Source organism: Moraxella sp. K127, from assembly GCF_015223095.1.
Classification (GTDB): Bacteria; Pseudomonadota; Gammaproteobacteria; order Pseudomonadales; family Moraxellaceae; genus Moraxella.
In genome coordinates this window covers 24,373-36,285 of the sequence record NZ_JADFBZ010000030.1, presented here as the reverse complement: position 1 = coordinate 36,285, position 11,913 = coordinate 24,373, and the positions used below count along the sequence as shown (strand labels likewise).

Genomic DNA, 11,913 nt, shown 5'->3' with positions numbered 1-11,913 from the left:
AATGTTTCTATATTGTAAACAGTGTTATAAAGGGCAGGCACGCCCTGATTAACCAAAAACTTCGCTATGGGTATTTAACCTTGCCAAATACAAAATATCATCTTCAATTTTGTAAATCAGCACCAAATCATTTTGTACATGGCAATCACGCCAGCCCTTTTTGTCGCCATGTAACGCATGGTCTTTGTATTTGGCAGGCAATGGCTCGCCACGATATAGACAACTTAATACTTCCAAAAGCTCGGCGGTGAGTTTTTGTTTTCTTAAATCCCTGTCAAAATCCTTACTGGTCTTAACGCTTAACATTATCTAGCCCTGCAAGCAAACTATCCAAATCATCATAAAGCGTACCACCGCCATTTTCTAGCTCGGCAATCGCTTGCAAGGTTTTGGCGTTGGGCGTTCTGGCTTGATAATCAAAAGACACAGGCACTTGATTGGTGCTAACCACCTGATGAAAAAACAGTTTAATCGCTTGTGTGGGCGACAAGCCATAGCTTGCCAGCACTTTTGTGGCTTGAGCTTTGAGTTCGTCATCAATGCGGATATTTAAATTGGTTGTGGTCATATAGCCCCCTTATGGTTATTTGTTTTATTGTAAAGCAATACGCCCCAATTTGCAATGACAAACGCCATACGATTTATCATGTTCCCTTTAACGCCCCCACCACCGCCCCCATATCGTCCGCACGGGCAATCACCGACACGCACGCCACACCGTCCGCCCCATTGGCACGCACAAGGCTTGCATTGGTCGTATCAATCCCACCAATGGCGACAAGCGGACGGTTGCCAATCATCGCTCGCACCTGCCCCACCATATCCACGCCCACCGCACGCCCAGCGTCCGCCTTTGAACGTGTGTCAAACACCGCCCCAATCGCCAAATAATCCGCCAAATCATGCCCCACGCTAACCCCTATCTCATCAAGCGAGCTGTGCGACAAACCCACAAACGCACGCCCACGGCAGAGCCTTGCCACGTCATGAATATCCATGTCCGTCTGCCCCACATGAACGCCGTCCGCCCCAATGTCAAGGCACAAATGAACATCATTGTTAATCACAAACGGCACGCCATATTGACGGCATAACGCTTGGCAATCTAGGGCGAGCTTTTTAATCTTGTCAGGGCAAGTTAGGGCGTTGTCGCCTTTTTCACGAAATTGATAGCAAGTAATCCCTGCTTGCAAGGCATTCTCCAACACCGCAAGCAGTCTCTGCTCTGGCGTGGGTTCGTCTCGGTGCGTGCAGTCTTGTGTGCCTGCGACAAAATAGACGGATAGGGTTGATTTATCAAACATGGGGGTTCCTTTTGGGATTTTTAATAAAAACTTAAAAATTTTTAAAATACAAATGACAATCAAGGTAAAAAATGTAGGGACAAATCACCTTCGCCCTTTGATAAAGTGTTGATTTTTGGGCGAATTGCAATTCGCCCCTACACGTCCAAATTTTAAAAATATTTTAAAAGGCATTTTAATTCAGCAATGGACTTCCTGCAAAACTCTGAATTAAAGAAAACCGTTCGTGGTGAGCTAAGTCGAACCATAACGGTTTTCCTTATACCCTTCGACAAGCTCAGGGCGAACGGAAAACCAGTTTTATAGGAAGTTTAATATTAAATTTACCAACTAATTACCCACCCCACCTTCCCAAAACGCCCAATGATTGACCGCCCCATGTCCGTGTCCGATATTGGGGGCGGTGCTAATCGCCTGAGCAATTAAGCGTTTGGCGGTATGAATGGCATCTGCCACGCTCGCCCCTTTGGCAAGCTCTGCCGTGATACACGCCGAGAACGTACACCCTGTGCCGTGTGTGTTTTTGCTGTTAGTGCGTTCGCTTTGTACTTGCCAAATATCGCCCGTTTCATCAAGCACATAATCTATGCACATGGCACTTTGGGAATTTTGGCTATGTCCGCCTTTGATGATGACCGTCTTTGCCCCCATGTCTTGTAAGGCGTGTAGGGCTTTCCTTATATCATCATCACAAACTATCGTCATGCCTGTCAGCACTTCGGCTTCTGGTAGGTTGGGCGTGATGATGTCGGTTAGGGGAATGAGCCGTTTTAGGCTGTCTTTTGCGTTGTCATCAAGCAAGGATTGTCCGCCTTTGGCAATCATCACAGGGTCAAGCACCACTTGCCCAAACGGACGATTTTGTAGAAACTGCCCCACCGTCTCAATGATGTCGGACGTGCCAAGCATACCGATTTTGCACGCCCCAATCGCAAAATCGTCCCCAATGGCGACAAGCTGGGCTCTAATGTGGTCGGTCGGCAGATGATGAATGCCCCATACGCCTTGGGTGTTTTGGGCGGTTGTGGCGGTCAGTACACTTGTACCAAATACTTGTCGCATGGTAAAGGTCTTTAAATCCGCCTGAATGCCTGCCCCACCGCCAGAGTCCGACCCTGCAATAGTCAAGGCTTGGGCGGGGCGATGAGTGCGTGGGTGCGTGTGGACGTGGTTCATGCTCCCCCCACAAACTTGACACGATTGGCAATCTCATCAGGGCTAATACCGCCCAATTTATCCAAAAATTGATACATAAACGTACCGCTTTGGCTTGGCAATAATCCTTCACAAGCAAGCTCGCCTGCAATGGCAAATGTGGCACAGGCATTGACCGCCCCCACCAAATACCGCTCACGCCCTGCCACCGCCAAAAATGCCCCAACCACGGCACTTAGCAAGCACCCTGTGGCGGTAACCTTGGGCAGAAGTGGCGTACCGTTGGCAAGGGCAACCACCTGCGTGCCGTCTGAGATATAGTCAATCTCGCCTGTCAAAATGGCAATGGTGCGGTACTTTTGGGCGACCGCTTGGCAAATGCTCGCCAAATCCGCATCGCCACGCCCAGCATCCACGCCTTTGGCTTGCCAGTTCGCCCCTGCCAAAAACGCAAGCTCGCCTGCATTGCCACGAATGGCATCAAACTGCACGACTTGGCTAATCTGATGAATGGTAGATTGGCGTAAAGTGCTTGCCGACACCGCCACAGGGTCTAGCACCACAGGAATGCCGTGGGCGTTGGCGGTTTGCCCTGCGATAATCATGGCGGACGTTTTGGGGTCGGACGGCGTGCCGATATTTAGCACAACCGCACTACTGATTTTGGCAAGCTCTGCCATCTCCAAAGGCGACTCTGCCATCATGGGGGACGCACCAACAGCAAGCAGTCCATTGGCGGTAAAATTGGCGGAGACCAGATTTGTAATGTTGTGAATTAGGGGGTTTTGCTTGCGGACTTCGTTGATTAAGTCTAGGGGGATTTGGTCTGGGGAGAATGGGTTTTTGGTAACTGTGGTCATGGGTTTTTCCTTTTTAAGAAAAGCACAGTCAAAACCCACACCAAAAAGTGTGTTGCTCGTCAATTTTTATCAATTTCCTACGCCAGTTTTAACTGTATCAGGTTCACGGGTATCATCTCAGCCATAAATAGCACCCCGATTGATAGGTTGGATTATAACAAAAGGGTAAGGGGTGTGCAAGCGGTTAAAAATGGTTAAAATGGTTTTTATTTTTAACAAAATGACGTAAAATAGCTCTTATTTAACCATTTAAAAGCCATGACCCTAAACCTACCCCACCTAAACCTTACCCCCTTGCAATGGGACGACTTGCACACAAGCACCCACCCCCACGCCGAATACAACGCCACGCATGATGATATGCTTGCTCGGATTTTGAGTCGCATTGATGATAAAAAAAACGGGCAAGCCTGCCCTGATGAGCTGTGGATTGTGGAGCATCAAGACGTTTATACGCTAGGGCAAGCGGGCAAAGAAGAGCATATTCTCTACAAGACCGACACCCCAATCATCAAAACCGACCGTGGCGGACAGGTAACATGGCATGGCGTGGGGCAACTTGTGGTGTACTGGCTGTGGGATTTGCACCGCCTTGGCATGGGCGTGCGAGACCTAGTGAGCCACGCCGAGCAAGCCATAGAAGACGTGGTGGGCGAGTACCTACCGCCCGATTTGACCGCTAAGGCTCGCCGTGATGCCCCTGGGGTGTATATTTATAATACCAATGGCGATATGCTTGGCAAAATTGCGTCTTTGGGCTTTAAAATCAAGCAAGGGCATAGCTATCACGGCATTGCCATTAACCTTGTCAATGATTTGACCGCCTTTAATGCCATTAACCCTTGTGGCTATGCGGGCATGGCAATGGTAAAACTATCGCAATTTGGCAAATTTGATGATAGCCAAACGCACGAATTTATTCATAAATTTATCAGTAATATTCAAAAAAGACACAGTGGACAACTCGCCCTAAGACCCATAAATAACCCGATACCCAGCGAATAAGCCATGAAATACCCATTAATAATCATCGCAATCGCTCTGTCATCCTTGACCGCTTGCGACAACAAGCCCAACAGCTCACTTGCTACTGATGCCACACCACGCCAAGCAGAGCAGACTTTTGTGGACGTTGCCCCCACATCGCCCACACCTGTCGCTCAAAGTGCCAACGCCCAAGCGATTGATTGCCAAGCCGTTACCAGCACACTAACCGCCATTGACATCAATAGCCAAATAGATGACTTTGATAAGGCGGATAAACCACTCAATCATTGCCTGCCGACTGCCGACAACACCACCCAAATCAAGTGGGCGACACAATATCAGCTTGCTTATCAGCGTTTTTTGTCATTTTGGCAAGGCGATAAATTTTTGCTAGATGAGGCAGAATTTGACCAGTTAAATCAGGTCATGTACGACATTCATTATAACAAAAAGTACAATGAGTCCAACATCGTAAAATTACCCCCAAAAGCCCAACATCTCATCAAGCAGGTCAAACAAAACAAGCTAAAAATAGCAGACTACTGCGAAGGGGAATTTGACTTCGTCAATGATTATCAAGCATTTGCCAAGCTGTTTACGCCCCATTTACCAAAAGGCCAAGCGGTCATGATTGAGCGACTTGCCAGCGACAACCAAGAGCCACTGTGGTGTGATGCAGGTCTTAGCATTTCATTAGATGAGCTTATCGAGCGGGCGTTATTTTGGCAAGATTATCAAAAGACGTATCCGCAGAGTGTCTTTATTGATGATGCCAAACGGTTGTCATTATTTTATGAATATTTGTTATTTTTTGATTCAGATAATACACGTTGGCTAAATGATGATAAAACCGCATTTATCACCTACATCAATGAAAATGATGAGACATTCACAGATGAAGCGAGCTTTGTCAAACTTGCCAAACATAACAGCGAACTTGGCAAAAAAGCCCAAGCCTTTCTAGCATTTATCGCCACACCAACAGATGAGCGAGACGACAAATACCCCATAAATCCTGCCAATCTTGATGAACGCCACCTTGATGACCCAAGTCAAATTGAAGATTGGGAGCGGGCAACCTTACAACTCATGACCGCCTTAGACAAAACAAAAGTGGACACCCCAAGCTGTATCAGCACCCCCATTTGCTTGCCCGATACATCAGATGAGCCTTGATAATATGCCATTATCCATAAGCGATATGCAAAAACATCATAAATTGATGATTGCACTTAGATTGATTTAATATTACAATGGCACAACTTTTTTAATCCCAATCGGAGAATTTTATGGTAGATTTTAACAAAATCCTAGACGCAGGCGACGTGGACGCAGGCGAGATTAACGTGGTCGTAGAAATCCCTACTGGCTCAAACCACAAAATCGAATGGAACCGCAAACTCGCTTGCTTTGAGCTTGACCGTGTTGAGCCGATTGCTTTTGCCAAGCCTTGCAACTATGGCTTTATCCCTCAAACCCTAGACGAAGACGGCGATGAGCTAGACGCACTTATCCTAACCGAACAGCCATTGACCACGGGTATTTTTCTAAAAGCCAAAGTCATTGGCGTGATGAAGTTTGTTGATGACGGCGAGGTGGACGACAAAATCATCGTGGTACCTGCCGATGACCGCAACAACGGCAACGCCTACAACAGCCTTGATGACCTACCACCACAGCTTATCAAACAGCTAGAATTTCACTTTAACCACTACAAAGACCTAAAAAAAGCTGGCACCACCAAAGTAGAAGGCTTTTTTGACGTTGCCACCGCCAAAGAAGTGATTAAAGAGAGCCAAAAACGCTGGGTAGAAGAAGCGTGATTGGCGACTTGCAGATGACAATCTTATAAGTCATCAATCATAAAACCGCCCGAATGCCATAAACGGTATTCGGGCGGTTTTGTCAACATGAGTATAATTTACTCTTTGTTGATTTATACTTTATAAAACTTCGCCTTGCCAAACGCAGGGGTTTGCTGTCCTTTACGTTCGCTTTTGCCTTGTCTGTCATCGGCTCTTTTTCGCTCATTTTTGCCTTTTTGAGTGCGTTTTTGGCGAACTTCACGAGCGGGCAGGGGCTTTTTGTGGATACGGGCTTGTTTTTCTTTGGCGGACGTATTTAGTCCTGTGCCTTGGCGAGAACGCAGACCTACCGATGAGACAAGGGCATCAATGGCTTTGGCATCAAGCTCAATAAATCGCCCTGTTTTTAGCTCTTTGGGCAATATCATGGTACTGTATCGGGTACGAATCAGGCGTGAAACTTTAAGTTCTTGGGACTCAAACATACGGCGAACTTCACGCTTGCGACCTTCTTTGATGGTGACGTGATACCATTTATTAACCCCTGTACCGCCACCTTCTTTGATGTCATCAAAGCGTGCCATGCCGTCTTCTAACTCAACGCCACGGGTCAGATTCTGGGCAATCTCTGGGGTGACTTCGCCAAGCACTCGCACGGCATATTCACGCACCACTTCGCTAGATGGGTGCATGAGACGATGAGCCAGCTCGCCATCGTTGGTGAACAGTAGAAGACCCGATGAGTTAATGTCCAGTCTGCCGACCATCACCCATCTGTCGCCTGTCAGCTTAGGCAGGCGGTCAAACACCGTGGGGCGACCCTCAGGGTCAGACATGGAGCAAATCTCACCTTCGGGCTTGTAGTAGGCGATGATGCGACGACGTTTATCACGTTCGGCTCTAAGGCGTACCAATCGCCCATCAACACGAATCTCATCGCTTACATTGGCTCTATCGCCCAGTGTGGCGGTCTTTGTATTGATGGAGATTCGCCCTGCTTTGATGATTTGTTCTAACTGACGCCGTGAACCCAAACCCATGCGTGCTAGGAGCTTTTGTAGTTTTTCGCCTTGGGGTTTGGTGGTGTCTGTATGAGTATCTACGGATTTGATGTGTGGGGCATTCATGATGTGTTCCTGTATGGGGAGCTTAACATTTCACAATGTTGCAATTTCACAATAATTTCACAATGTTGCAAAGTGGCATAAAAGCCCATTATAACACACTCAGACCTGACATGGATGTTTTTATGTGGATTTATCGTGGCAATTGCACAGCTTACTAGGGCGTGCTTGCCCTTTATAACACTATTTACAATATAGAAATATTTTAGAAATAAACTAATCGTTTTTGCATGAAAAATGGCTAAATTTTGTTTTTTTATCGTCAAAAACTTACCTGAAAGAATAACTATCAGCCTGCGTTTTTTCCTTGAAAAAAACGTGCGATTTTTCGTGATTTTCATTGCAAATACAAAAGGCAGGCACGCCCTATATTTCATAGAAAATTTTGTGTTATCCTTGGCTGTTGTCATAAGTGGTAATGGCGTTTACAACCATAAAACGGCTATTTTGTCCATATTTTAATGATTTACTGTGGGTTTTTGCTTTTTATGATGTGATTGCCCTATATTTAGACCATTAAAGCTATCATTTTCTATCTAAATTCGCTATGATAAGCCAATTTGACTAAGATTTAGGCGATGATTAACGAATTTGATACCGCCCATTTGTGGCACCCTTACACTTCTATGACGAACCCTTTGCCAGCCTTGCCTGTTGCTTGTGCCAAAGGCTGTCAAATTCATCTACAAGATGGCACGGTACTCATCGATGGCATGTCATCATGGTGGTGTGCCATTCATGGATACAATCATCCTATTTTAAATGCCGCCATCACCGAACAGCTCACCAAAATGTCTCATATCATGTTTGGTGGACTGACACACGAACCTGCCATCAAACTTGGGCAATTATTGCTTAGCATTGTCCCAAAACCGCTTCAACACATTTTTTATGCCGATTCAGGGTCGGTTGCCGTTGAGGTGGCTTTGAAAATGGCGGTTCAGTATCAGCATGCTTTGGGCAAGACCACCAAAAACAACATCATGACAACCCGCTCGGGCTATCATGGCGATACTTGGAATGCCATGAGTGTTTGCGACCCCATCACAGGCATGCACCAAATTTTTGGGGATACTCTGCCCAGTCGCATTTTTGTGGATGCACCAACAATTAAGATTGATGACCCTTGGGATGATGCGGCCATGGATGATATTCGCTTGGCATTTAAGAGACACCATAAAAACTTAGCGGCTTTTATCATTGAGCCTATTGTTCAGGGGGCAGGTGGCATGCGGTTTTATCACACAAATTATCTAAGGCAGCTGCGTAAATTGTGTGATGAATATGGCGTGTTATTGATTTTTGATGAAATTGCCACAGGCTTTGGGCGGACAGGTCGTCTGTTTGCTTGCCAGCATGCCAAGGTAGTGCCTGATATCATGTGTTTGGGCAAGGCATTAACGGGCGGTTATATGACATTGTCAGCCGTACTCACCACAACCAAAGTGGCACACACCATCAGCCATAGTAAGGCGGGTGCGTTCATGCATGGGCCAACATTTATGGCAAATCCATTGGCATGTGCTGTGGCACTGGCAAGTGTTCAGCTTTTATTACAAAGCCCTTGGCAATATCATGTTCGGCGTATTGCTCGGACATGTCGCATGACACTAACCCATCTTAAACAGTTGCCACATGTCGCTGATGTGCGTATTTTGGGGGCGATTGCGGTGGTTGAGATGACAGACCCGGTAGATATGGCAATCATTCAACAAGAATGCGTCGCACGAGGAATATGGATTCGCCCCTTTGGACGGCTGGTTTATCTGATGCCACCATTTATCATCAGCGATGATGAGCTGACAACTTTATTGCATGAGTTCACCGATTTAATCTGCACAACCTTATCAGCTAATTTTAAAAAACAGTCAATGGGCCAGCGATAAACGAAGATGAATGATGAATAGCCAGTTATTAAATTTTTATGCCGAAGAGCTGTCCGCTTTAAAAGCATCGCACAATCACCGCCAATTACAACGCTTAAAACATCAAGGGCAACGAATTGGCGTCAATGACAGCAAGCCTTTGCTCAATTTAGCCAGCAATGATTATTTGGGCATTGCCAGCCAAGCATCACTTTATGAAGAATTCTTAGAGGTGCTGCATGAACAGCGTTGGCCGTTTAGTGCGTCTTCTTCTAGATTGTTGACAGGGAATTTTGAAAATTTTGAGCGATTAGAGACCAAAATGGCATCATTATTTGGTCGCCCTTGTTTGTTATTTAATAGCGGTTATCATGCCAATATTGGCATCCTACCTGCCATTTGTGATGACAAAACGGTGATTTTGGCGGATAAATTGGTTCATGCCAGCATCATTGATGGGATGCAATTGGCTGCCAAACATGGCACCAAAACCATCCGCTATCAACATCAAAATCTCCCCCAGCTTGAAGGATTAATCCAAAAATATCAATCAGATAATGGCATTTGTCGCATCATTGTCGTTACCGAAAGTATTTTTAGCATGGATGGCGATATCACAAATTTATCCCATCTTAGCCATTTAAAGGCACAATACCCAAAGGTGATGCTTTATGTTGATGAAGCCCACGCCATCGGTGTTAGAGGTGGGCGTGGTTTGGGCTGTGTGGAAGAATATGGCGTCATCAATCAAATTGATTTTATTGTCGGTGCATTTGGAAAAGCATTGGCATCGGTTGGCGGATACTGTATTTGCCATCCCATTTTGCGTGATTATCTGATTAATAAAATGCGTCCTTTGATTTTTAGTACCGCTTTACCGCCCATTAACATTGCTTGGAGCTGTTTTATTTTAGAGCAAATACCTTTGATGAACCAAAGGCGTAAGCATCTGATGAAACTTAGTGATGATTTATCAAAAGTGGTTCGGCTGGCAAAGCTGCCATGCCCTTCTGCCAGTCAAATCATTCCCATCATATTGGGTGATAATGCTCGTACGCTAAATGCCGCCGCTGATTTGGGCAGACAAGGCTATCATGTGCTGGCTGTACGCCCACCAACCGTACCAAAAGGGCAATCACGGTTGCGAATTTGTTTAAATAGTACCATTAATGATGATACAATGACAAAGTTTACCCAAGTGCTTACTCAAATCGTCAGAGGTGAGAGCAAATGACAAAATCCGCTTTATCATCAAATCCCAATAAAATTGCCCAAAGGTTTTGCAAAGCCCATCAAAGCTATCGCACTCATGCAACCGTTCAGGCGAAGATGGCAAGACAGCTTATTATCTCTTTAAAGATGGTTAAAGCAAAGATGGTTAAAGCTTGTAATACCAAAAATACTGACATGCAACCTTGTCAGGTCAAACAACATAAACACATATCAAGATTGCTTGAAATTGGCGTTGGCAGTGGTCTTTTAACCGATGCTTTATTTGAACATTTTAGCGTTGATACACTGTATTTAAATGATTTGTATGATAATATCCAAACCAATGCACTGCCAAAGGATGTTGATGCCAATTATCTGATTGGTGATATTGGGATGATTGATTTGCCAAAAACCTTAGATGGTGTGATTTCATCTTCTGCACTACAATGGATTTATCCGCCAGATGTGCTATTTAAGAGGGTTTTTCAGACTTTAACAGCTGGCGGATTTTTTGCTGCCAGTACTTTTGTTGAGGGTAATTTATCTGAAATACAAGCATTGACAGGGCGAGGGCTACCCTATGATACGCCAAAACAGCTGATGGTGCGTTTAAATCAAGCAGGTTTTATGATTGATGAGTTTAAGGCAGATGAGCAAGTGCTTTATTTTGACTCTCCGATGGCGGTGCTAAGACACCTAAAAGCAACAGGCGTGACAGCAGTTGGCACAGAGCAGGCATGTTGGAGCAAGCAAAGTTTGGCAAAGTTTTGTCAAAACTATCAACAATTTCATACCGATGCAGGTTATACCTTGACTTATCGGCCGCTGCTTTTTGTTGCCCATAAACCAATTAAACCAATGAGTTTGCCTTTATGAATACATTAGCTAATCTTCACCAAATGCAAGGCAGCTATTTCATTAGCGGTATTGATACTAACATTGGTAAAACCATCGCAACAGGTCATATCGCCTGCCAGCTTTTAAAGAATGGGCGAATGGTTATCACCCAAAAACTTATCCAAACTGGCAATATCAAGCTAAGCGAAGACATTGCCCAACACCGACAGATGATGGGCATGGGCATGTTGCCTGATGATAAGACGCACCTAACAATGCCTTTGATACTAAGCTACCCTGCATCGCCACATTTGGCAAGCAAGATGGATGGCGTATCGGTAGATGTTAGCCATCTTTTGGCATGCACCAAACAACTGGCAGAGGCTTATGAGATAGTGCTGATTGAAGGGGCAGGCGGTTTGATGGTGCCGATGACAGATGATGTTAAAGGTGGGCTGATGATTGATTATATCGCCAATCAAAATTATCCTGTGATTTTGGTAAGCTCTGGCAGGCTTGGCAGTATTAACCATACTCTGCTAAGCTTAAACGCCCTAAAAGCTTATGGCATACATCTGTACGCACTGGCGTATAATCAAGCCGATGATGGCGATGATGAAATGATTGCAAGCGATACCAAACAGTACTTGCAAGAGTATCTTAAAGCCCATCACAGTGATGCCCTTTGGTGGGAGATTCCTAAGTTAAACATATGATTTGGCTTAACGCTGATGTTCAATCATACAAAACAACTCAAATAAACC

13 protein-coding genes and 1 riboswitch are annotated in these 11,913 nt (G+C 45.3%); of the genes, 7 read left to right on the top strand and 6 right to left on the bottom strand.

The genetic code is table 11. The features are described 5' to 3' along the window. Positions 1 to 48: 48 nt before the first annotated feature. The 5 genes from IM753_RS07820 to thiM all read right to left on the bottom strand — a co-directional run bounded on the left by IM753_RS07820 (position 49) and on the right by thiM (position 3,319). Complete coding sequence (locus IM753_RS07820) at positions 49 to 306, bottom strand: type II toxin-antitoxin system mRNA interferase toxin, RelE/StbE family (RefSeq protein ID WP_062498492.1); 258 nt, start codon at positions 304 to 306, stop codon at positions 49 to 51. After that, positions 293 to 568, bottom strand: coding sequence for a type II toxin-antitoxin system RelB/DinJ family antitoxin (locus IM753_RS07815; protein WP_062498491.1), 276 nt, complete (start codon positions 566 to 568; stop codon positions 293 to 295). The genes IM753_RS07820 and IM753_RS07815 overlap by 14 nt, the downstream gene beginning before the upstream one ends. 76 nt (positions 569 to 644) lie before the next feature. Continuing rightward, entirely contained in the window at positions 645 to 1,304 is a 660-nt protein-coding gene (gene thiE / locus IM753_RS07810; protein ID WP_194109040.1) for a thiamine phosphate synthase, read from the bottom strand. A 330-nt stretch (positions 1,305 to 1,634) separates the two neighbouring features. Beyond that, complete coding sequence (thiD, locus tag IM753_RS07805) at positions 1,635 to 2,480, bottom strand: bifunctional hydroxymethylpyrimidine kinase/phosphomethylpyrimidine kinase (protein WP_065256692.1); 846 nt, start codon at positions 2,478 to 2,480, stop codon at positions 1,635 to 1,637. Further along, positions 2,477 to 3,319, bottom strand: a complete 843-nt coding sequence (thiM, locus tag IM753_RS07800; protein ID WP_065256693.1) for a hydroxyethylthiazole kinase — start codon at positions 3,317 to 3,319, stop codon at positions 2,477 to 2,479. The genes thiD and thiM overlap by 4 nt, the downstream gene beginning before the upstream one ends. A 57-nt stretch (positions 3,320 to 3,376) precedes the next feature. Beyond that, a riboswitch (TPP riboswitch) is annotated at positions 3,377 to 3,467 on the bottom strand. A gap of 110 nt (positions 3,468 to 3,577) precedes the next feature. On the opposite strand from thiM, the gene lipB reads away from it, so the two are divergent. The 3 genes from lipB to IM753_RS07785 all read left to right on the top strand — a co-directional run bounded on the left by lipB (position 3,578) and on the right by IM753_RS07785 (position 6,129). Next, positions 3,578 to 4,324 carry a lipoyl(octanoyl) transferase LipB gene (gene lipB, locus IM753_RS07795; RefSeq protein ID WP_065256694.1) on the top strand — a complete coding sequence of 249 codons (747 nt, stop codon included), beginning with the start codon at positions 3,578 to 3,580 and terminating at the stop codon, positions 4,322 to 4,324. Positions 4,325 to 4,327: 3 nt separating this feature from the next. After that, positions 4,328 to 5,482, top strand: coding sequence for a hypothetical protein (locus tag IM753_RS07790; RefSeq protein ID WP_194109039.1), 1,155 nt, complete (start codon positions 4,328 to 4,330; stop codon positions 5,480 to 5,482). 113 nt (positions 5,483 to 5,595) lie between these two features. After that, positions 5,596 to 6,129: an inorganic diphosphatase gene (locus tag IM753_RS07785; protein ID WP_065256696.1), complete on the top strand. Its 534-nt coding sequence runs from the start codon at positions 5,596 to 5,598 to the stop codon at positions 6,127 to 6,129. 113 nt (positions 6,130 to 6,242) lie between these two features. Here the strand turns inward: IM753_RS07785 and rluB are convergent, their stop codons facing one another. Next, on the bottom strand, positions 6,243 to 7,238 hold the full coding sequence (rluB, locus tag IM753_RS07780) for a 23S rRNA pseudouridine(2605) synthase RluB (protein ID WP_194109038.1): 996 nt from the start codon (positions 7,236 to 7,238) through the stop codon (positions 6,243 to 6,245). 575 nt (positions 7,239 to 7,813) lie between these two features. Here rluB and bioA point away from each other — a divergent pair. The 4 genes from bioA to bioD are packed head-to-tail and all read left to right on the top strand — an operon-like array spanning position 7,814 to position 11,865. Continuing rightward, positions 7,814 to 9,121 (top strand): adenosylmethionine--8-amino-7-oxononanoate transaminase, encoded by a 1,308-nt coding sequence (gene bioA / locus IM753_RS07775; RefSeq protein WP_194109037.1) that lies wholly within the window; start codon positions 7,814 to 7,816, stop codon positions 9,119 to 9,121. 13 nt (positions 9,122 to 9,134) lie between these two features. Then, a complete protein-coding gene (locus tag IM753_RS07770) occupies positions 9,135 to 10,334 on the top strand; it encodes an 8-amino-7-oxononanoate synthase (protein WP_194109041.1) in 1,200 nt (399 codons plus the stop codon). Further along, on the top strand, positions 10,331 to 11,188 hold the full coding sequence (locus IM753_RS07765; RefSeq protein ID WP_194109036.1) for a methyltransferase domain-containing protein: 858 nt from the start codon (positions 10,331 to 10,333) through the stop codon (positions 11,186 to 11,188). The genes IM753_RS07770 and IM753_RS07765 overlap by 4 nt, the downstream gene beginning before the upstream one ends. Next, the gene (bioD, locus tag IM753_RS07760) at positions 11,185 to 11,865 is read left to right on the top strand and encodes a dethiobiotin synthase (RefSeq protein WP_194109035.1); all 681 of its coding nucleotides are present in this window, start codon (positions 11,185 to 11,187) and stop codon (positions 11,863 to 11,865) included. Before IM753_RS07765 ends, bioD begins: the two co-directional genes overlap by 4 nt. Positions 11,866 to 11,913 lie beyond the last annotated feature (48 nt).